Genomic DNA, 20,736 nt, shown 5'->3' on the forward strand with positions numbered 1-20,736 from the left:
GAGTCACCGACTACTCGGCGGAGCCGAGGTCAGCGGCCCACGGGTAGTAGAGGTACACGAACGAGGCGGGGGCGCCGGTGATGCTGTCGTCCATGTACATGCGCACCGCGAGATCGGTGACGGGCACCCACGGCTGCTGATCCATGATCAGCGCCTCGGCCTCGACCGTGAGCTCGGCGCGCTTCTGCGGGTCGCTCTCGGCGAGCGCCGCGTCGAGGGCCGCGTCGACCGCGGGGTCGGAGAACTCGGAGTAGTTCTGGTCGCTGCCGGTCTTGGCCACGCTGATGAGGTGCAGCAGCGGGTCGGGAGCGCTCAGGTAGTTCGTCGTGACGAAGCCGTCGTAGCCCTCGCGGGCGGCGGGGTCCGAGAAGAAGACGCCGAACTGCGCGCTCGGCACGCCGACGGGCTCGAGGGTGATGCCGAGCTCCTTGGCGCCGTTCGCCATCTCGTTGAGGATGTCGGCGTAGAAGCTGCGCTCGCTCGGGTACGCGATCTTGATGGGCTGCGAGAGATCCGCGTCGCTCTTCTCGAGCTCGGCCTTGGCGGCCTCGAGGTCGTAGCCCAGGTCGGGCAGCTCCTCGTCGCGCAGCTCGGCGACGCCGTCGATCGCGTCCCAGGGCGCCTGCGGCACCACCGAGCGCGACGGCGTGCCGGTGCCCTCGAAGACGGTGTCGGCGATGGCCTGGCGATCGGTGGCGCGGGTGATGGCGCGGCGCACGTCGGGATCGCCGAAGATGCCGTTGCCGGTCGAGATGATCGCCATGATCTGCATGCCCTCACCGAAGTAGAGGCTGCCCGAGGTGCTGTTCGAGAGCTCGCTCAGCGCGGGGAGCGGCACGTCGTAGGAGCCCTGGATCTCACCGGCGGCCAGCGCCGTGGAGATCGCGGTGGGGTCGACCACGAAGCCGATCTCGACCTGCTTGGCCTTGGCCTGCTTCTCGGCGTTCCAGTAGCCGTCGTAGCGGTCGAGGGTGATCGACTGCCCCTGCTTCCAGTTGCCGGGGGTGTACTGGAAGGGGCCGGTGCACATCACGCCGGTGTCGGGGTTGCCGTAGTTCTCGCCGGCAGCCTTGCGCTGCTGCTCCTGCACGACCACGCCGAGCACGGTCGAGAACGAGGAGGGCAGCAGCTGGTCGGGGGTGTTCAGCGTGACGGTGACCTCCGAGTCGCCGCTCTTGACGACGTCGGCGATGTTCGCGGTGACGCCGCCGGTCCAGTAGCTGCCCTCGGCGGGATCGTTGTGGCGCTCGAGCGAGTAGACGACGTCCTCGACGGTCATCGGCGTGCCGTCCCAGAAGGTGACGTCGTCGCGGATGCCGATCCTCCAGGTGAGGCCGTCCTCGGTCTCGGCCCCCGTCGCGAGGTTGGGCTCGATCGAGAAGTCGGGCTGCATCTGGAAGAGCGGCTCGCAGAGGTTCGTGACGACCGTGTTCTCGGAGTAGTTGAACGCCTTGGCGGGGTCGAGGCTCGCGAGCTCGCCGTAGGTCGAGTTCCAGGTGACCTTGTCGGCCTCGCTCGTGGCGGCGGGCGTGGTCTGCAGCAGCTCGAGGTCGGCGCCGCCGCTCTCGCCGCCGCCCCGGCTTCCCGACGCGCAGCCCGCGAGGGCCAGACCCGTGATGGCAAGCAGGGCGATCGATGCCCGTGTCTTTGCGAGTTTCACGTTGTTCTCCATTCGAAGTTTCATCTTTGAATCCCCTTGGTCCGGCACAGCGCTGGACGAAGACCCACCGAGGATGCTAGCACCCAAAACGATTTGTGAAAAACGGTTTGGGTGCAACTTTTCGGTAACGGTCCGGGGCCTTCGCGGGGCTTTCGGGGCGGGTGCCGGGCCAGGGCCGGGCTATCCTGACGGAGTGCAGCACAGCGGCAGACCGACGATCAAAGACGTGGCGAGGGCCGCAGGCGTCTCCCCCACCACCGTCTCGCACGCCCTCAACGGCAAGGGCGTCGTGCGCCGCGAGACCGTCGAACGCATCGAGCGCATCGCCGCCGAGATCGGCTACCGCCCGAGCGCCATCGCCCGCGGCCTGCAGAACTCGCGGCTCGGGCTCCTCGCGCTCGTGATCCGCCCCTTCCACAGTCTCGACACGTTCCTGCCCGAGGGCGTCGACTACTTCCTCCGCATCGCGGGCGCTGCATCGCTCAGCGCCATGGAGCGCGGGTACAGCATGATGCTCATCGACGACCCCACCCGCCCGGGGGTGCCGTTCAGCGCACTCGCCGCCGACGCCTACATCGTGACCGAGCCCTTCGAGAACGACCCCGTGCTCACTATGCTCTCCGAGCAGCGCATCCCGTTCGTCACGGTGGGCGCCGACCCCGCGCGACGCGACCTCTTCCCCTCCATCGACGAGGCCGCCGGGCAGCAGGCCATGACCATGATCGACCACCTCTCGCAGGCCGGAGCGCATCGCATCGCCCTCGTCACGGGCACCGACCGCAACGACTGGAACCTCGGCTCGCGGCAGGCCCTCGTCGACTGGTGCGAGGCGCGCGGGCAGCAGCCGCTCGTGCTGGCCCTGCCCGAGGCGGAGGGCGAGCAGGTCGGCGAGCGGGTCATCGACCACTTCTTCTCGGGCGACCCGGCCGAGCGCCCCGACGCCGTCTTCTGCCTCACCGGCCGCCACGCCGCCGGCGTGACCGAGGCGGCGATCCGGCGGGGCATCCGCGTGCCCGAGGACCTGCTCGTCGCCGCCGGCTCCGGGGCCATGCAGAACCGCACCTCGAGTCCCACCGTCACCACCCTCGACCTGCGCCCCGAGGAGACCGCGCAGCTCGCGGTCGAGGTGGCGGTCGCGCTCGCCGAGGGCCGCCCGGTGCAGGAGCCGCTCGCCACCCCGACCGCGCGGCTCGACATCCGCGAGTCGACCACCCGCGCACCCGGCCGCGCGCGATAGCCGCCTGGCCGCGCGCGGTAGCCACCCGGCATCGCTAACGCACCGATCGACGTTCGAGCACCGCGTTCTCCGCCCAACGGGTGCGTAAACGTCGATCGATGCGGAAGCAGCGCCCGCGCGGAAGCAGCACCCGCGCGGAAGCAGCACCCGCGCGGAAGCAGCATCGAACGCGCAGAGGGGGCCGGCGCCGAAGCGCCGACCCCCTCTGCGAATCGCGGAGCGCGGAGGCTCAGGCCAAGCGGGCCTGCAGGTTCTCGTCGATCGCGGCGAGGAACTCCTCGGTGGTGAGGAAGCCCTGATCCGGGCCGACCAGCAGCGCGAGGTCCTTCGTCATCTTGCCCGACTCGACGGTCTTGATGACCACGTCCTCGAGGGTGTTCGCGAAGTCGATCAGATCCTGGTTCCCGTCGAGCTTGCCGCGGTGCGCGAGGCCGCGCGTCCAGGCGAAGATCGAGGCGATCGGGTTGGTCGAGGTGGGCTTGCCCTGCTGGTGCTGGCGGTAGTGCCGGGTCACGGTGCCGTGGGCGGCCTCGGCCTCGACGACCTTGCCGTCGGGCGTCGCGAGCACCGAGGTCATGAGGCCGAGCGAGCCGAAGCCCTGCGCCACGGTGTCCGACTGCACATCGCCGTCGTAGTTCTTGCAGGCCCAGACGTAGCCGCCCTCCCACTTCATGGCCGAGGCGACCATGTCGTCGATGAGGCGGTGCTCGTAGGTGAGGCCCGCGGCCTCGAACTGCTCCTTGAACTCGGTGTCGTAGATGTCCTGGAAGATGTCTTTGAAGCGGCCGTCGTAGGCCTTGAGGATGGTGTTCTTCGTGGAGAGGTACACCGGATAGTTGCGCGAGAGGCCGTAGTTGAGCGAGGCGCGCGCGAAGTCGCGGATCGAGGCGTCGAGGTTGTACTGCACCTGGGCGATGCCGTCGCCCGGCGACTGGAAGACCTCGAACTTCTGCGGCTCGCCGCCGTCCTTCGGGGTGAACTCGACGGTCAGCGTGCCCTCGCCCTGGAAGCGGAAGTCGGTGGCGCGGTACTGGTCGCCGAAGGCGTGGCGGCCGATGATGATCGGCTTGTTCCAGCCGGGCACGAGGCGCGGAATGTTGGAGATGATGATGGGCTCGCGGAAGATGACGCCGCCGAGGATGTTGCGGATCGTGCCGTTCGGGCTGCGCCACATCTTCTTGAGGCCGAACTCCTCGACGCGGGCCTCGTCGGGGGTGATCGTCGCGCACTTGACGCCGACGCCGTGCTTCTGGATGGCGTGGGCGGCGTCGATCGTGACCTGGTCGTCGGTCGCGTCGCGGTTCTCCATGCCGAGGTCGTAGTAGTCGAGCGTGACGTCGAGGTAGGGGTGGATCAGGCAGTCCTTGATGAACTGCCAGATGATGCGCGTCATCTCGTCGCCGTCGAGTTCGACGACCGTACCTTCAACCTTGATCTTCGCCAACGCTTCTCCCACTCTCGTATTCGTATGTATGAAGCCGCCGTCCATCCTACCCGAGAGCGGCTGGGATCTCTCGACATCGAGATAAATCGGGGCTCACCCAGCGCGCAGCACCTCGGCGACGCGCAGATCGGCATCCAGCGCGACGGCGTGCATGCGCCTGCCGACGGCGAGGTCGCCCACGTCGTGCCAGCCCATCGCGCGCGCCGGGTTCGCGGCGGTCAGCCGCACCGCGTCGATCAGCTCGGCGTCGCCCGCGCAGTCGCCGGCCCATCGGCGGAACAGCCCGTCCATGGTGGCGGTGCTGCCCGCGATCGTGTCGGTGCCGGCCACGCGCGCGACGCCCCCCGCGACCTCGACGTCGAGCGCGCCCAGGCGGTAGGCGCCGTCGCCGCAGCCGGCGGCCCCCATCGCGTCGGTCACGAGCAGCGCCCGCCCCTCGCCCGCTCGACCCGCGGCCCATCGGGCGAGCGCCGGGTGCAGGTGGGTGCCGTCGGCGATCAGCTCGATCGCGACCCGCGGATCCTCGAGCAGCGCGAGCACCGGTCCCGGCTCGCGGTGGTGCAGCGGGCGCATCGCGTTGAAGAGGTGCGTGGCGACCGTGGCGCCGGCGTCGATCGCGCGCACGACGCGCTCGTAGTCGGCGTCGGTGTGCCCGATCGCCACCACGACGCCCGCGCGCGCGAACCGCTCGATGGCTTCGAGGGCGCCGGGCAGCTCGGGTGCGATCGTCACCATCGCGATCGCGTTCGGGGTCGCGCTCGATCCGCCGTCCGGGGCCGCCCCGGCCCGTCCGCCTGCCGCGTTCGTCTGCTCTGCGGCCGGGAGCGACCCCGCGCGCAGCAGCGCCTCGATCTCGGCGGGGTCCGGGTGGCGCAGCAGCCCGGGGTCGTGAGCGCCCGCCCGCGCCGGGCTCAGCCACGGCCCCTCCAGGTGGATCCCCCTGATCTCGCCGGCGGCGACGAGCGCCGCGAGCGTCTCGACGCCCGCGAGCAGCCCCGCAGGGGTGTCGGTCACGAGGCTCGCCATGCTGGTCGTCGTGCCGTGGGCGAGGTGCGCGGCGCGCGCCCGGCGCGCGAGCGTCTCCGACCCCTCCGTGTACCCGGCCCGGCCGCCCCCGTGCACGTGCACGTCGACGAAGCCGGGAACGAGCGTCGCCCCGGCCAGCTCGCGGTCGGGCCGCACGGCGGGCCGCCCGCCGCCGACCCCGGTGATCGCGCCGCGCTCGAACGACACCCAGCCCGGCGCGTGCACGGCCGCGGCGGTCACGACGCGGTCGGCCGCCACGGTTCCGGTGTCGGGAAGCGCGATCACGCCGCACCGCCCGGCAGATGCTCCTGCACGTACTCGTAGTAGTCGGAGAGCCGCAGCTGCGACGCGGCGGCGCGGTCGATCACCACGTCCGCGCGCCGGTGCAGCTGCAGAGCGCTCGCGGGGCAGACGCTCGCGAGCGGGCCCTCGACCATCCGCGCCACGGCGTCGGCCTTGCCCTCCCCCTGCGCTACGAGCAGCAGCCGCCGAGCGTCGAGGATCGTGCCGAGCCCCTGCGTCACGCAGTGCACCGGCACCCGGTCGGGCGCGTCGAAGAAGCGGGCGTTGTCGGCGCGGGTCTGCGGCGCGAGCGTCTTGACGCGGGTGCGCGAGGCGAACGACGAGGTGGGTTCGTTGAACCCGATGTGCCCGTTGGCGCCGATGCCGAGCAGCTGGAGGTCGACGCCGCCGGCCTCCTCGATCATCCGCTCGTAGTCAGCGCAGGCTACTTCGAGGTCGGCCGCGGCCCCGTCCGGCACGTGCACGCGCTCGGGGTCGAGGCCGAGCGGTTCGGTCACGGTGCGGCGGATCACGGAGTGGTAGCTCTCGGGGTGGTGCGGGTCGAGGCCGACGTACTCGTCGAGTGCGAAGGCGGCCACGCCCGAGACGTCGAGTTCGCCCGCGCGCACCCGCGCGGCGAGTGCGGCGTAGGTGCCGAGGGGCGAGGATCCGGTGGCGACGCCCAGCACCGCCGGGCGGCCGCGCGCGGCGCTGGATCGGATCGCATCGGCGATCCGATCGGCGGCGCACTCCGCGACGGCGTGCGCGTCGGGAACGATGGTGATCTGCACGGCGGCTCCTGGAGGGCTCGGGAGGGTGGATCTCAGCGGCGAAGCCGACGCTGACCGGGCTCGGACGCGGCGCGCGAGAAAAGGACTAGACCAATCTATGAGGCCTAAGATAGGCGTAGACCAATCGAGGTGTCAAGCAGATGACCAACACGCCGAAGTACTACACGCAGAAGCTGCGCATCCTCGACCTCATCGAGGGAGCGCAGCCCGGTGATCCGCTGCCCGCCGAACGCGAACTCGCCGAGCACTTCCGCACCTCGCGCACCACGATCCGCCAGGCGCTCACCGAGCTCGTCGCCGAGGGCCGCATCGAGCGCACCCAGGGCCGCGGCACCTTCGTCAGCCACCCGCCGCCGATCACCGTGCGTCAGCTCACCTCGTTCAGCGAGGATCTCGGCGAGGCCGGGCTCGACGACGAGGTGCTCGGGATCGCCGCGCAGCCCGCAGACGCCGAGGTCGCGCGGGCCCTCGAGGTGCCCGCGGGAGCCGGGATCACCCGCATCGACCGCCTGCGCCGCCGCGACGGGGTCGCCCTCGCGCGCGAGACCGCGCACCTGCCCGGGGCCTACCCGGGCATCGCCGCGGAGCTCGCCCGGCGCGGATCGCTCTACCGCACGCTGCGGGAGGCCTACGGCGTCGAGCTCGTCTCGGCCGACGACGAGATCGGCACCGAGCTCGCCGGCCCCGCCGAGGCCGGCCTGCTCGGCATCGACGTGGGCCGGCCGCTGCTCGTCGTGCGCCGCACGGCCAGGCGCGCCGACGGCGCGCCGGCCGAGTTCACGCGCTCGGCCTTCCGCGGCGATCGCTTCCGCTTCCGCGCGAGCACCGCGCGCGGTTGACGCCGCGCGACGGCGCCACCGCAGGTCACGGTTCGGTCACGGGCGCCGAATCCGCGGGATCCGGGGTTGCGAATATTTAGTTCGTTAGCTTTACTAACTCACATGACGGTCGCAATGCCGCGCTCCGAGTTCGCTCCCGAGCCGCCTTCCAGCACGCAGGGCGCCCCCGCGTCCCCCCGCCCCGCCCCCGGCGCCTCGACCGGCGGCCACACCTCGGCGGCATTCGGCTCCCGCGCGCTGCGCACCGGCCTCAAGGCCACCCCGGGCGACGCCAAGCAGCACAACCGCACGCTCGTCCTGCAGACCCTCTACGTCTCCGGCCCGCTCAGCCGAGCCGAGATCGCCCGCACGACCGGCCTCACGAAGGTCACGATCTCCGCCATCGTGGCCGAGCTCATGGCCGAGGGGCTGCTGCACGAGCTCGGCCCGCAGGAGTCGCAGCGGCCGGGCAAACCGGCGATCCTCGTCGATCTCGCCCGCGACGCCTTCGTCGTGGTCGCGCTCGACCTGAGCGACCACCGCCTGCTGCGCGGCGCCCTCATGAGCATCGACGGCGACATCGTGCTGCGAGCCGAGATCGAACTCGGCGACGCCACCGGCGACGCGGCGTGCGAACTCGCCGTCGGCCTCGCGACCGACCTGCGCGACCGCGCCGCCGTGCCCGTGCTCGGCCTCGGAGTCGGCACGCCGGGCGTCGTCGACGACGCCGGCACGGTGCGCACGGCGCCGAATCTCGGGTGGCAGGACTTCCCGCTGCTGCGCATCCTCGAGGAGCGCACGGGGCTGCCCGCGGTCGTCGCCAACGACGCGAACGTCGCGGCCCTCGCCGAGTACAGCTTCGGCGACTCGAGCGACAACTTCATCCTCATCACGATCGGGCACGGCGTCGGCTCGGGCCTCATCATCGGCGGCCAGCCCGTCGCGGGCAGCCGCTTCGCCTCCGGCGAGATCGGGCAGGTCATGGTCGGCACCGACCTCGGGCTCGAGGCCCCCTACTCGCGCGAGCAGGTGCTCGAGCACTGGCTCTCGGTGCCGCCCCTCACCCGCTCGCTCGAGGCCGCCGGCCCCGAGGGCCGCGACCGGGTGCTGCGCGAGGCCGGACAGCGTCTCGGCGTCGCGCTCGCACCCGTGGTGGGCGCGCTCAACCTCGCCGAGATCGTGCTCGCCGGCCCGACCGAGCTGATCGAGGGCACGCTCGCCGACGCGACGCTCGAGATCCTGCGCCGCCGCACCATGCCCGACACCCACGACGGCCTCGTGCTGCGCACGAGCACCCAGGGCGACGACCTCATCCTGCGCGGCGCCACGGCGACCGTGCTGAAGGATCGGCTCGGCGTCAGCTGAGCCGCACGATCCGCATCCCGAACCACAACCCCACATCGATCGCGAGCCGGCAGCAGCCGGACCGCATCCCGCGCACCTCGGGCCCGCAGGCCCGCGGAGCACACCGAAAGGAAAGCACCATGAAGAGAAAGCTCACCGGCCTCACCGCGGCGGCCGTGGCCTCGGTTCTGCTGTTCACCGGCTGCAGCCAGGGCGGCGGGGGCGAGCAGGGCGGCGACGGCAAGTCGATCACGCTGTGGCTCGCGGGCGGCGACACCCCCGACGAGCTGCGCGAGTACCTCAAGGACGAGTTCGCCGAGCGCACCGGGGCGACCCTCAAGATCGAGGAGCAGGGCTGGGGCGACCTCGTGACGAAGCTCACGACCGCGCTGCCCGACGAGAACAACACCCCCGACGTCACCGAGATCGGCAACACGCAGTCGCCCACCTTCACGAACGTGGGCGCCTTCCTCGACCTCAGCGACATGTACGACGAGCTGGGCGGCGGCGACCTGCTGCAGTCGTTCGTCGAGGCGGGCAGCGTCGAGGGCAAGCAGTACGCGCTGCCCTACTACTTCGGCTCGCGCTACATGTTCTACCGCAAGGACGTCTGGGACGCCGCAGGCGTGCAGGTGCCCCAGACCCTCGACGAGTTCAACGCGGCGGTCGCCACCATCACCGAGAAGAACCCGAAGTCGATCGAGAAGTTCTCGGGCTTCTACCTCGGCGGCCAGGACTGGCGCGACGGCATCTCGTGGATCTTCGCCAACGGCGGCGACATCGCAGAGTTCGAGGGCGGCGAGTGGAAGGCGACGCTCGACTCGCCCGAGTCGCTCAAGGGCCTCGAGCAGCTGCAGCAGATCTACCGCGCCGCCTCCAATGCGCCGAACGACGCGAAGGACGCGAACCAGTACCAGTTCCTGAACGACTCCGACCAGGTGAAGGACGAGGACGGCAACGTCACCGATGATCTCTCACTGGCCGCCGCCACGATCATGGCCCCGGGCTGGGCGCACTGGTCGATCGGCGACCTCGTCGAGGGCGAGGACGGCGAGCCCGCCCGCGAGTGGAACGACGACGTGTTCGGCACCTTCGTGCTGCCGGGCAACGACGGCAAGCCGGCACCGGTGTTCGCCGGCGGCTCGAACATCGCGGTCTCGGCGAAGTCGAAGGAGCCCGAACTCGCGAAGGAGCTCATGCGCATCATCTTCTCCGAGGAGTACCAGACGATGCTCGGCGAGAACGGGCTCGGCCCCGCGAACCAGCAGTACACGTCGTCGCTCGGCGACGACCAGTTCGCGGAGGCGCTCATCGAGTCCGCGTCGAACTCGAAGCTCACCCCCGCCGCCCCGGGCTGGGCCGCGATCGAGTCGAAGAACATCATGGAGGAGTTCTTCGCGCAGATCCGCGACGCCGACGACCTCGAGCAGCTGGCCGAGGACACGAACGCCAAGCTCGATCCGCTGCTCAACCAGAAGTGATGCCGAGGGCGTAGGCCCGCGCGTCGCCCTGCGCGGCTCGCGAGTCGCAGGATCCGCCTCCCGACGGCCCGATCCTGCGACTCGCCCCTCGCGGCACCGACGAGACGCTCCGCCCACCCCGATCAGAAAGGCCGGCGATGACCACCACCGGCACCCCGCAGACTCCGAGACGGCGCAGGATCCGCCTCACCCCGTACGCGCTGCTGCTGCCCGCCACGCTGATCGTGCTGCTCGCGCTCGGCTACCCGATCGTCTGGCAGCTCGTCACGTCGATGCAGCAGTTCGGCCTCGCCCAGCAGTTCGGGCAACCGGCGGAGTGGGTGTGGTTCTCGAACTACGTCGAGCTCTTCTCGAGTTCGACGACGTGGCTCGTGGTGATCCGCTCGGTCGCGTTCTGCCTCATCACGGCCGCGGTCACGATGGTGGCCGGGGTCGGCCTGGCGCTGCTCATGCAGGCGGTCGCGACGCCGATCCGACTCACGCTGCAGATCTCACTGCTACTCGCGTGGGCCACCCCGGTGGTCGCGGCGATGACGATCTGGAACTGGATCTTCGACTGGCGTCGCGGCCTGGCGAACTGGATGCTCTCGGGAATGGGCCTGCCGATGCAGGGCCACAACTGGCTGCAGCACCCGCTGAGCTTCTTCGCGGTGGCGCTCATCATCGTGGTCTGGATGAGCGTGCCGTTCGTCGCGTTCGCGGTGTACGCGGGACTCACCCAGGTCTCGGGCGAGGTGCTCGAGGCGGCGCAGATGGACGGCGCGAACCGTCGGCAGCGGCTGCGCTTCATCATCATCCCGATCATCAAACCCGTGCTCGGCATCGTGATGCTGCTGCAGATCATCTGGGATCTGCGGGTGTTCGCGCAGATCAAGCTGCTGCAGGATCGCGGCTCCATCGCCAGCCAGACCGACGTGCTGGGCACCTACATCTATCAGCTCGGCGTGGGGTCGAGCGACTTCGCCATGGCGAGTGCGATGTCGATCTTCGTGCTGCTGCTCACGATCGCGCTGAGCTGGGCCTACGTGCGCAATCTGCTGCAGGAGGATGAGGAACGATGACTCGTACGGAAACCGCGTCGATGACCGCTCCCGTCGAGGTCGTGCGCCGGCGCGGCCGGGGCCGCCCGGGAGGGCGCGCCGCGAGGGCGCTGTTCGGGGCGCTCGCCCTGATCCTGGCGGCCGTCTGGGCGTTCCCCGTCTACTGGATGCTCAACTCGTCGCTGCTGCCGAACGCGGTGCTCGAGAAGACGACGCCGACGCTGCTGCCGTTCGGGGGCTCCCTCAAGAACTTCCAGTCGGTGCTCGCCGACGGGTCGTTCTTCAGTGCGCTCGGGATCAGCCTCGCGGTGGCGGGGATCGCGGTCTCGTGCTGCCTCGTCTTCGCGTTCCTCGCGGCGCTGTCGATCAGCCGCTTCCGGTTCAAGGGGCGCCGCAGCTTCGTGCTGGCGGTGCTGTTCATCCAGATGCTGCCAGCCGAGGGCATGTTCATCGCGCAGTACAAGCTGATGGGCTCGCTCAACCTGCTCAACTCGGTGATCGGCGTGAGCATCATCTACATCGCGGCGGTCGTGCCGTTCACGATCTGGATGCTGCGCGGCTTCGTCGCGGGCGTGCCGGCCGACCTCGAGGAGGCGGCCATGGTCGACGGCCTCAGCCGCACCCAGGCGTTCCTGCGCATCACGTTCCCGCTGCTCGCCCCGGGGCTCGTGGCGAGCGGCGTGTACGCCTTCCTGCAGGCCTGGAACGAGTTCACCGTCGCGCTCGTGATCCTGCAGGACTCGGGGTCGCAGACGCTGCCGCTCTGGCTGCGGGGCTTCATCCAGCAGTCGGCGTCGCGCGCCATCGACTGGGGCGACGTGATGGCGGCTTCGACGCTCGTCGCGGTGCCGGTGATCATCTTCTTCCTCTTCGTGCAGGGCCGCATGACGAGCGGTCTCGTGAGCGGGGCGGTGAAGGGATGAGCGGGCTTGCCGGGCTCGCGCGCGAGGTGCGCGCGACGCTCATGCCGGGCTTCTCGGGCTACTCGGCGCCCGAGTGGGTGCTGCGGGCTCTGCGCGACGGCCTGCTCTCGGTCTGCGTGTACGGCGGCAACGTGCGGGATCGCGCGCAGCTGTCGGCGCTCGGCGGCGAGCTGCGCGCTGCGGCGCCGGGGGCGCTGGTCGCGATCGACGAGGAGGGCGGCGAGGTCACCCGCCTGCACTACCTGGAGGGCGCGCCGTATCCGGGCGCCGCGATCCTCGGCAGGATCGGGGATCTCTCGTACACCGAGGAGATCGGGCGCCGCGTGGGCGGCGACATCCTCGCCTCGGGGTTCAATCTGACGCTCGCCCCCGACGCCGATGTGAACAGCAATCCCAGCAACCCCGTGATCGGCACGCGCAGCTTCGGCGAGGATCCGGCGACCGTCGCGCAGCACGTCGCGGCGTGGGTGCGCGGGCTGCGGGGCACGGGCGCCCGCGCCTGCCCGAAGCACTTCCCGGGCCACGGCGACACGGCGCAGGACTCGCACCTGGCGCTGCCCGTGGTCGACGCCGAGCCCGCAGTCGTCGAGGCGCGGGATCTGCCGCCGTTCGCGGCGGCCGTCGCCGCGGGCGCGGAGGCGATCATGACCTCCCACATCCTGCTGCCGCGGCTCGACCCCGAGGCTCCGGCGACGTTCAGCCGCCCCATCCTGCAGGGGCTGCTGCGCGAGCGGCTCGGCTTCGAGGGCGCGATCGTCTCCGATGCGCTCGACATGCGCGGCGCGAGCGGCGGGATCGGCATGCCGGAATCGGCGGTGCGGGCGCTCGTCGCGGGCTGCGACCTGCTCTGCCTCGGCACTGACACCACGTTCGAGCAGCTGCGGGAGATCGAGGAGCACGTGCTCGCCGCGGTTCGGGAGGGCCGGCTCGCGGAGGCGCGGGTGCTCGAGGCCGCCGAGCGCGTGCGGAGCCTCGCGGGCTCCGGATCCTGGGAGACCTCGGCGGAGCAGTCGCCCGTCGAGCCGTCCGCCGAGGAGGTCGCCCGGATCGTCGCCTCCTTCGACGGCGTCGCCGCGGCGCGCGACTGGCTGCGCGCCCACCCGGCGTCGACGGTGCTGCGCGTCGACGCCGAGGCGAACATGGCGGTCGGCTTTGCGCCCTGGGGGCCGTTCGCGGCCGCCGCGCACCCGCTCCCCCATCAGCGGGCGGCTGCGCGCGCCTTCTCGGAGCGCGTGAGCGCCCGGGTCGACGCGTCGTCGCCGATGCCGTGGCCGCTGCGCTCCGACGCGTGGAACGGCCTGATCGTGATCGGGCGCGAGCTGCACCGGCACGAGTTCGCGCGCGACGGCGTCGACGCCCTGCGCGAGGCGGGGATCCCCGTGCTGCTGGTCGAGACGGGTTGGCCGGAGGCTCCCGAGGCCGACCGCCGCCGCTACGCCGACGTCGCCTGCTACGGCTCGTCGGCGCTCGCCGGCGCGGCGCTGCTCGAGCTGCTCCGGCAGAGCGAGCCCGGCGAAGCGGGCGACGCCCGCGAACCGGGCGACACCCCCGACGGGGGTGCCGCATGAACGGGACGCTGCGGATCGGCATGGACATCGGCGGCACGAAGACCGAGGCAGTGGCCCTCGACCGCGAGGGGCGGGTCGTCGCCGGAGCGCGGATCCCGACCGAGGCCGGGGCCGACGGCGTCGTGAGCACGGCCGAGCGCGTGATCGCCCGCCTCGCCGAGCAGACGGGCCGCCGCACCGCCGAGTTCGCCTCGGTGGGCGTCGGCATCCCGGGCCGCATCGACCGCGAGCGGGGCGAGGTGCACAACGCCTACAACATCGGCGTGGAGCGGCTGCCTCTGGCGCGGCGGCTCGCCGAGGCCACGGGGCTCCCCGTGGCCCTCGACAACGACGTGACGGCGGCCGCCATCGGCGCCGCGCACCTCATGGGCCTCGACGGTGTGGTGGCCTACCTGAACCTCGGCACCGGCCTCGCGGCGGGGCTCGTGATCGACGGCACTCCGATCCGCGGGGCGCACGGCGTCACGGGCGAGATCGGCCACCTGCCGGTCGACCCGCTCGAGCGCCCCTGCCCGTGCGGGCAGCGCGGCTGTCTCGAGACGGTGGCGAGCGGTTCGGCGCTGAAGCGGTACTGGCCGGCCGGCGGCGACCACCCCGGCCGCCTGCTGCTCGCCGCGATCGACGCCGGAGACGCCGAGGCCGAGCACGCGTTCGAACAGCTCGTGCGCGGGGCTGCGAGCTGCGTGCGCCTGCTCGCCCTGACGCTCGATCCGCACACCGTGATCGTGGGCGGCGGCCTGCGTCTGCTGGGCCCGCGCCTGCTCGACGGCATCCGCACCGCACTCGATTCGTGGGCCACCCAGTCCCCCTTCATCGACATGCTCGAGCTCTCCGGGCGGGTGCAGCTGCTCGCCGCCGACTCCTCGGCGGCCGCGGTCGGGGCAGCACTCGCCAGCGAAGGCCGGAGGCGCTAGCCTGGGACCATGAGCGCTCTGAGACTCGAAGAACTTTCCGCTGCGACCATCGTGGCCGTGAACACGCTCGGCCTGAAGCCCGGCCAGGAGCAGTTCATCACTCCCGTCTCCTACGCTGCAGCCGCCGCCGTCACCCCGGCGCACACCGCGTGGCAGCGCGTCGTGCTCGACGGCGACCGCGTGGTCGGCTTCATCCACGGCAACTTCGATCCCGACGCCCCGCAGGAGGAGTTCCGGGCCGCGCTCTGGCGCATCAACGTCGACGCCGAGGCGCAGGGCATGGGCGTCGGCACCTTCGCGGTGAACGCGCTCGTCGAGGAGGCGCGACGCCGCGGCGTCGGTCGCCTCACCGTGCTGTGGGAGCCGGGCGAGGACGGCCCCGAGGGCTTCTTCCTGCACATGGGCTTCAGCCCGATCGGCGAGACGCCGTACGGCGAGGTCATCGGCGCAATCGACCTCGCAGATTGACCCGCCCGCTCCGCTCGGGCCCGCTCGGCTCGGGCGGGCGCGGCATTCTGACGTCGGTCGCGTCGTCGGTGCTCTTCGGCGGCATCTACTTCGTCACGCCGATGCTCGCACCGGCGTCGGCCGAGTCGATCTGGGGCATCCGCAACCTCATCACGATCCCGGTGATCGCCCTCGCGCTGCTGGCGATCCGGCAATGGCACCTCATCACCGAGGTGGGTCGCCGCATCCGGCGCAAGCCGGTGCTGCTGCTCGGGATCCTCGTCTGCGGGGTGCTCGTCGCGGCGCAGCTGTGGGTGTTCAGCTGGGCGCCGCTGCACGGCCGCGGCATGCAGGTCGCGCTCGGTTACTTCCTGCTGCCGCTCGTGCTCGTGGTGGTGGGCCGTCTCCTCTACAAGGATCGCCTGGCGTGGTGGCAGTGGCTCGCCGCGGGCTGCGCGGCCGTGGGCGTCGGCTTCGAGCTGATCCGCGTGGGCGGCGTCTCGTGGGAGACGCTGCTCGTGGCGCTCGGCTATCCTCTCTACTTCGTGCTGCGGCGCGCGCTCGGGATCGGCCACCTGGGCGGCATGTTCTGGGAGTTCCTGGCCCTCGCGCCCGTGGCGGTCGTGCTGCTGGGGCTCGAGATCGCCGACGGTTCCGCGACGGCCGCGAACCCCGCCCTGTGGTGGGCCGCCCCGCTGTTCGCCGTCGCCTCGGGGGTGGCGCTCATGTTCTACCTCGCCGCGTCGCGGCTGCTCACGATGAGCCTGTTCGGCCTGCTGAGCTACCTCGAACCGGCACTGCTGATGGTGGCGTCGATGCTGAACGGCGAGCGGATCGCGGCCGGGGAGCTCGTCATCTACGGCGCCATCTGGGTGGCGGTGCTCGTGCTCGTGACGGGCGGGATCGCGCAGCTGAGAGCGAACCGGGGATCGGGGTCCTCGGAGCCCCCGCGAGATCGCGTGTAAGGTTCTCGCATGAGCGAAGCGACCGGCGCCTCCTGCGAGCACGAGACCCACGGCTACATCGACCACAAGGACGATCTGCTGAAGCGGCTGCGTCGCGCCGAGGGGCAGGTGCGCGGCGTGCACCGCATGGTCGAGAACGACGAGTACTGCATCGACATCCTCACGCAGGTGTCGGCGGCGACGAAGGCGCTCGAGCGGGTGGCCCTCGCGCTGCTCGACGACCACCTGGCGCACTGCGTCGCCTCGGCCGCCGCGGAGGGCGGCGAGGTGGCTGCCGAGAAGCTGCACGAGGCCTCGGCGGCGATCGCGCGCCTCGTGCGCTGATCCGTCTGCGGCTCCCCTACAAGCGGCGCGGCCCTGCAGGGGTGCGCGTTGGAGGTATCTTCGGAGGCATCTGTGAGGTCGCCATGAGCGGCGTAGACTGGGAAGCGCGCCCGCGCTGATCCGCTCAACCCGAAGGAACCCCTATGGTCAACGGCCCCGAACACGCGCCCGCAGACGAGAGCTTCGAGATGGCCGCGCCCGGCCAGGTCGACGTCACGCCCGAGATCGACGAGATCGCGGAGCTCAGGCGCACGGGCCGCGGGGCGAGAGCCGACGACGGCCCCGAGGCGCCGTGGCGGCAGGGCTACCCGTACGACACGAAGATCTCCCGGCGCAGCTACGAGCGCGAGAAGCGCAAGCTGCAGATCGAGCTGCTCAAGCTGCAGGCCTGGGTGAAAGAGACGGGCCAGAAGATCGTGATCCTCTTCGAGGGCCGCGACGCCGCCGGCAAGGGCGGCGCGATCAAGCGCTTCACCGAGCACATGAACCCCCGCGGCGCCCGGGTCGTGGCGCTCGAGATCCCCACCGAGCGCGAGCAGACCCAGTGGTACTTCCAGCGCTACGTCGCGCACCTGCCCGCGGCCGGCGAGATCGTGATGTTCGACCGCTCCTGGTACAACCGGGCCGGCGTCGAGCGCGTCATGGGGTACTGCACGCCGCAGCAGTACCTCGAGTTCACCCGCTCGGCCCCCGAGTTCGAGCGCATGCTCGTGAACTCGGGCGTGCACCTCATCAAGTTCTGGTTCTCGGTCGGCAAGGCCGAGCAGCACGATCGCTTCGTCTCGCGCTCCTCCGACGAGGTGAAGCAGTGGAAGCTGTCGCCCACCGACCTCGCCTCGCTCGACAAGTGGGACGCGTACACCGAGGCGAAGGAGGCGATGTTCTTCTACACCGATACGCCGCACGCGCCCTGGACCGTCGTGAAGTCGAACGACAAGAAGCGGGCCCGTCTCGAGGCGATGCGCTGGGTGCTCTCGCGCTTCGACTACCCCGACAAGGATTTCAAGCTCGTCGGCGATCCCGATTCCAAGATCATCGGCTCGCCCGCCACGGTTTACGATGAGGGTGAGACTCCCACCGGCACCTTCCCGGTGGTGGGCTCGCCGAGGTAGCCGAGCTCGCTCACTCGGCGCCCGCTAGCACCCGAGGAGCAGGCCACATGACCGATGATCGAACCCCCGCATCGTCAACGCAATCCGGCCGGCGCACAGCCGCTCCCCGGCGGAGGCGCCGCGGCCTGCGCAACACGCTCATCGCGCTCGGCACGCTCGTCGTGCTGCTCGGCATCGCCGCGGGCGTCGCCTACGCCCTGCTCGCGAGCACCTTCAACGAGGTGCAGCGCGTCAGCATCGAGCAGGATCCGTCGCTCGAACGGCCGGCCGCGGTGCAGCTCGCGGCCGGGGAGCAGGCGCCGATCAACATCCTGCTGCTCGGCTCCGACTCGCGCGAGACCACGGATCGGAACGCGGTGGCCGAGGATCTCCAGGGCTTCCGCAGCGACGCCATCATGGTCGCGCAGATCTCGCCCGATCGGCGGCACCTCACCGTGATGTCGATCATGCGCGACAACTGGGTCGAGATCCAGGGCCACGGCGAGGCGAAGATCAACGCCGCGGTCGCGTACGGCGGACTGCCGCTCGCGGTCAACACCGTCGAGAACTTCATCGGGGCGCGCATCGACCACGTCGCGCTCATCGACTTCGAGTCGTTCAAGGGTCTCACCGACGCGGTCGGCGGCGTCACCGTGCGCAACGACGTCGCGTTCACCTCGCGGCACGGCGGCTTCGCGTTCGAGCAGGGCGACGTCGAGCTGAACGGCGAGCAGGCCCTCGGATTCGTGCGGGAGCGCTACGCGTTCGCCGACGGGGACTACCAGCGGGCCCGCAATCAGCAGGCCTACCTCAAGGGGCTCACGCAGAAGGTGATGAGTTCGGAGACGCTGCGCAATCCCGGGCGGCTCGTCGACACCTTCCAGGCGCTGAAGCCCCACCTCATCCTCGATCAGGGCCTCGACCTCGGCGCCGCCGTCGCCCTCGGCTACGACATGCGCGATCTGCGCAGCGACGACATCGAGTTCTTCACGAGTCCCACACTCGGCACCGGCACCTCGGCCGACGGGCAGTCGATCGTGCTGCCCGATTGGGCCGAGATGGCGAACGTGCGGGCCGCGTTCCAGAGCGGCACCCTCGACGAGTACGCGGCGACGCGCGCGGCGGGGTCCGAGCTGCCGCAGAGCTGAGGCGGCGCCTCACCGGCACTCCCCCGCGCTCGTTCAGTCGGCCCCTTCGTACCGAGTCGGCCTATGATTCGCGCGAAAAGCAGGCCCTCTCGGCACGAATAGGCCGACTCGGCACGAGGAGGCCGTCCCGACGGACGAACGCTATCCCTGCAGCACGGCGACCGGGGCCGGTTCGAGGCGCGCCGCCGGCGTCTCGAGCAGTTCGAGGGCGCGACGCAGCGCGGTGCTCGAGGTGTGCGCGGTGTAGGGGAAGTAGACGACCTCGACGCCCACCCGGGCGAAGCGGCACTCGAGCTGCAGCCCCTGCTCGGTGCCGCGCCAGTCGTCGCCCTTGAAGAAGTGGGTGAATCCCACCTCGCGCCACACCTCGAGCTTGTCGGGCACCCGCTCGACGTAGACCTCGTCGACGAAGTCGACGTGGCGCACGATCTCCTCGCGCTCGGCCGTGGGGATCACGGGCTCGCTGCCCTTCACCTCGCGCAGCATCTCGTCGCTCACCACTCCCGCGACGAGGTAGTCGCAGTGCTGCTTCGCGTGCCGCAGCAGGTTCAGGTGGCCGATGTGGAACAGGTCGAATGCTCCCGCTGCATAACCGATGCGCGTCATGGTGCTCCCCTTCGCCGAGCGCCGGCCGCCCCGTCGCGTACCGCGCGCTTCACGTCAGCGTAGGTTCGACGACGGCCGTTCCGCATCGGCGGGAACTACGTAACCTCCGCCCGCGGCGCGGGGCTCGTTCGCGGCGCGGGGCTCGATCGCGGCGCGGGACTCGATCGCGGCGCGGGGCTCGATCGCGGCGCTGGGCTCGATCGCGGCGCTGGGCTCGATCGCGGCGCTGGGCGCGCCTCCGCCGAGGCGCGCCACCGCCGACGGCTCCTCCCTCGCGGCGTCGCCTCCGCCGTCGACCTCGTCGTCCCGCTCCCGCAGCGCGAGCGCCGCCACCGCGAACGAGACGATGAGCCCGTTCGGCAGCAGACCGTAATAGGCGCTCTCGACCAGGGTCACGAGCTGCACGGTGTGCAGCACGAGCACCACGGGGCCGCGCCATCGAGCGGTCGCCACGACCAGCCAGGTGAGCGCGAGCATGAAGCAGAGCAGCGCGGGGAGGCCGTGCGAGAACATCACCATCCACACGTGCCCCTGGGTGCCCACCGACGGCGGCGAGGTGAAGGAGGGGCGCGGGGCGCCGTAGCCGAAGAGGGGCGAGTCGAGCGTGCGCACCCACGTCTCCTCGTAGATCATCGAGCGCGTCGTGGTCGATGCGCTCACCTCGACCCTGTCGGAGAGGCGGGAGAACAGGTCGAGGCCCACCGCGAGGCCGATGCCGAGCACGCCGAGCGCACCGAGCGCCAGCACCTCGCGCGTGCGGCCGGCCAGCACGAAGCGCACGAAGCAGTAGACGCCCCCGACGGCGAGGCCGATGAACATGCCCCGGTTGAGCGAGAGGATCGCGGGCACGAGCGACACCGGCACGGCGATGAGCACGCACCAGAACCGCCAGCCGCGCCGCACCTCGTCGAGGTAGGCGATCGCGAGCGGCAGCGTGATGGAGTACACGTTGCCCCACGCGTTCGTGTAGAGGAAGGGGGCGGAGGGTCGGGGCGCGAGCTCCAGCCAGCCGTCGGGGTTGTACTGGGCGGTGCGCCGCACGGCCATCTCGTCGATCAGCTCGTTCTGCAGCAGCGACTGCGGCAGCACGTAGGCGAGCGGCGACTTGAAGGAGAACTCGGGGAAGAACACCCCGGCGTAGCCGCCGAGCCACGTGTAGATCCAGAACGCGGTGAAGACGCCGAGCACGTAGCGCCTCGTGAGCTGCTCGCGCGCGTTGTAGACGTACACGAACACCAGCGTCACCACGAGGTAGAGCATCGCCCGGTAGACGAAGCCGATCAGACGCCCGCTCGTGTCGATGCCGATCACCGACACGAGCATGAGCACGAGGAAGAGCAGCCAGATCCCGAACCCGCGCGGCGCCCGGATGCCGCCCCGCCGGATCATGAGCAGCAGCATGCAGGCGGCGAGCGGGATCCACGCCATCTCGGCGATGCCGAGCACCCACCAGAGGGGGAACCAGACGATCATCGCGGTGAGGGGCCATCTCGGCAGCAGAGCGCGGTCGGCGCTCGCCCCGCCCCCGCTCACGGCCCCTGATCGCATGCTCTTCCCATTCCGCTGCTTTCCCTTAGGATAAGCACACCATCGGGTTCTCGGGCGGTTTGCCCCGAGATCCCCTGCC

The 20,736-nt window shown here is 71.0% G+C and carries 19 protein-coding genes; 13 read left to right on the forward strand and 6 right to left on the reverse strand.

All coding sequences use genetic code 11. From position 1 onward, the window contains the following. Positions 1-10 precede the first annotated feature (10 nt). The gene (locus tag Leucomu_RS12135; protein ID WP_228407096.1) at positions 11-1,660 is read right to left on the reverse strand and encodes an ABC transporter substrate-binding protein; all 1,650 of its coding nucleotides are present in this window, start codon (positions 1,658-1,660) and stop codon (positions 11-13) included. A 226-nt stretch (positions 1,661-1,886) separates the two neighbouring features. Here Leucomu_RS12135 and Leucomu_RS12140 point away from each other — a divergent pair, with 226 nt between their 5' ends. Further along, positions 1,887-2,897 (forward strand): LacI family DNA-binding transcriptional regulator, encoded by a 1,011-nt coding sequence (locus Leucomu_RS12140; protein ID WP_128387863.1) that lies wholly within the window; start codon positions 1,887-1,889, stop codon positions 2,895-2,897. 229 nt (positions 2,898-3,126) lie between these two features. Here Leucomu_RS12140 and Leucomu_RS12145 read toward each other — a convergent pair whose 3' ends face one another. The 3 genes from Leucomu_RS12145 to nagB form a co-directional block, all read right to left on the reverse strand. Continuing rightward, a complete protein-coding gene (locus Leucomu_RS12145; RefSeq protein ID WP_128387864.1) occupies positions 3,127-4,341 on the reverse strand; it encodes an NADP-dependent isocitrate dehydrogenase in 1,215 nt (404 codons plus the stop codon). 93 nt (positions 4,342-4,434) lie between these two features. Next, entirely contained in the window at positions 4,435-5,652 is a 1,218-nt protein-coding gene (locus Leucomu_RS12150; RefSeq protein WP_128387381.1) for an N-acetylglucosamine-6-phosphate deacetylase, read from the reverse strand. Beyond that, positions 5,649-6,440, reverse strand: coding sequence for a glucosamine-6-phosphate deaminase (gene nagB / locus Leucomu_RS12155; RefSeq protein ID WP_128387382.1), 792 nt, complete (start codon positions 6,438-6,440; stop codon positions 5,649-5,651). Before nagB ends, Leucomu_RS12150 begins: the two co-directional genes overlap by 4 nt. A gap of 140 nt (positions 6,441-6,580) precedes the next feature. On the opposite strand from nagB, the gene Leucomu_RS12160 reads away from it, so the two are divergent. The 12 genes from Leucomu_RS12160 (at position 6,581) to Leucomu_RS12215 (ending at position 18,503) form a co-directional block, all read left to right on the forward strand. After that, entirely contained in the window at positions 6,581-7,279 is a 699-nt protein-coding gene (locus Leucomu_RS12160) for a GntR family transcriptional regulator (RefSeq protein WP_128387383.1), read from the forward strand. Positions 7,280-7,381: 102 nt separating this feature from the next. Then, positions 7,382-8,623, forward strand: a complete 1,242-nt coding sequence (locus Leucomu_RS12165) for an ROK family transcriptional regulator (protein WP_228407097.1) — start codon at positions 7,382-7,384, stop codon at positions 8,621-8,623. A gap of 119 nt (positions 8,624-8,742) precedes the next feature. Continuing rightward, positions 8,743-10,083, forward strand: a complete 1,341-nt coding sequence (locus tag Leucomu_RS12170) for an extracellular solute-binding protein (RefSeq protein ID WP_128387384.1) — start codon at positions 8,743-8,745, stop codon at positions 10,081-10,083. Between the two features lie 137 nt (positions 10,084-10,220). Further along, positions 10,221-11,144, forward strand: coding sequence for a carbohydrate ABC transporter permease (locus tag Leucomu_RS12175; RefSeq protein ID WP_017883668.1), 924 nt, complete (start codon positions 10,221-10,223; stop codon positions 11,142-11,144). Next, on the forward strand, positions 11,141-12,046 hold the full coding sequence (locus tag Leucomu_RS12180) for a carbohydrate ABC transporter permease (RefSeq protein ID WP_017883669.1): 906 nt from the start codon (positions 11,141-11,143) through the stop codon (positions 12,044-12,046). Before Leucomu_RS12175 ends, Leucomu_RS12180 begins: the two co-directional genes overlap by 4 nt. After that, entirely contained in the window at positions 12,043-13,614 is a 1,572-nt protein-coding gene (locus Leucomu_RS12185; RefSeq protein WP_128387385.1) for a glycoside hydrolase family 3 N-terminal domain-containing protein, read from the forward strand. Before Leucomu_RS12180 ends, Leucomu_RS12185 begins: the two co-directional genes overlap by 4 nt. Beyond that, positions 13,611-14,528, forward strand: coding sequence for an ROK family protein (locus Leucomu_RS12190; RefSeq protein WP_228407098.1), 918 nt, complete (start codon positions 13,611-13,613; stop codon positions 14,526-14,528). Before Leucomu_RS12185 ends, Leucomu_RS12190 begins: the two co-directional genes overlap by 4 nt. Before the next feature lie 9 nt (positions 14,529-14,537). Further along, positions 14,538-14,996, forward strand: a complete 459-nt coding sequence (locus Leucomu_RS12195) for a GNAT family N-acetyltransferase (protein WP_017883672.1) — start codon at positions 14,538-14,540, stop codon at positions 14,994-14,996. Then, the gene (gene rarD, locus Leucomu_RS12200; protein ID WP_017883673.1) at positions 14,993-15,940 is read left to right on the forward strand and encodes an EamA family transporter RarD; all 948 of its coding nucleotides are present in this window, start codon (positions 14,993-14,995) and stop codon (positions 15,938-15,940) included. Before Leucomu_RS12195 ends, rarD begins: the two co-directional genes overlap by 4 nt. 9 nt (positions 15,941-15,949) lie before the next feature. Continuing rightward, the gene (locus Leucomu_RS12205) at positions 15,950-16,264 is read left to right on the forward strand and encodes a metal-sensitive transcriptional regulator (RefSeq protein ID WP_017883674.1); all 315 of its coding nucleotides are present in this window, start codon (positions 15,950-15,952) and stop codon (positions 16,262-16,264) included. Between the two features lie 143 nt (positions 16,265-16,407). Further along, on the forward strand, positions 16,408-17,376 hold the full coding sequence (gene ppk2, locus Leucomu_RS12210) for a polyphosphate kinase 2 (protein WP_017883675.1): 969 nt from the start codon (positions 16,408-16,410) through the stop codon (positions 17,374-17,376). Positions 17,377-17,423: 47 nt separating this feature from the next. Then, positions 17,424-18,503 carry an LCP family protein gene (locus Leucomu_RS12215; RefSeq protein WP_017883676.1) on the forward strand — a complete coding sequence of 360 codons (1,080 nt, stop codon included), beginning with the start codon at positions 17,424-17,426 and terminating at the stop codon, positions 18,501-18,503. Between the two features lie 141 nt (positions 18,504-18,644). On the opposite strand, the gene Leucomu_RS12220 is transcribed toward Leucomu_RS12215, so the two are convergent. Continuing rightward, positions 18,645-19,109 carry an adenylyltransferase/cytidyltransferase family protein gene (locus tag Leucomu_RS12220; protein WP_128387386.1) on the reverse strand — a complete coding sequence of 155 codons (465 nt, stop codon included), beginning with the start codon at positions 19,107-19,109 and terminating at the stop codon, positions 18,645-18,647. A gap of 54 nt (positions 19,110-19,163) precedes the next feature. Further along, positions 19,164-20,642: an O-antigen ligase family protein gene (locus Leucomu_RS12225; protein WP_164884555.1), complete on the reverse strand. Its 1,479-nt coding sequence runs from the start codon at positions 20,640-20,642 to the stop codon at positions 19,164-19,166. Between the last annotated feature and the right edge of the window lie 94 nt (positions 20,643-20,736).

Origin of the sequence: Leucobacter muris (assembly GCF_004028235.1) — a bacterium.
GTDB classification, from domain to species: domain Bacteria; phylum Actinomycetota; class Actinomycetes; order Actinomycetales; family Microbacteriaceae; genus Leucobacter; species Leucobacter muris.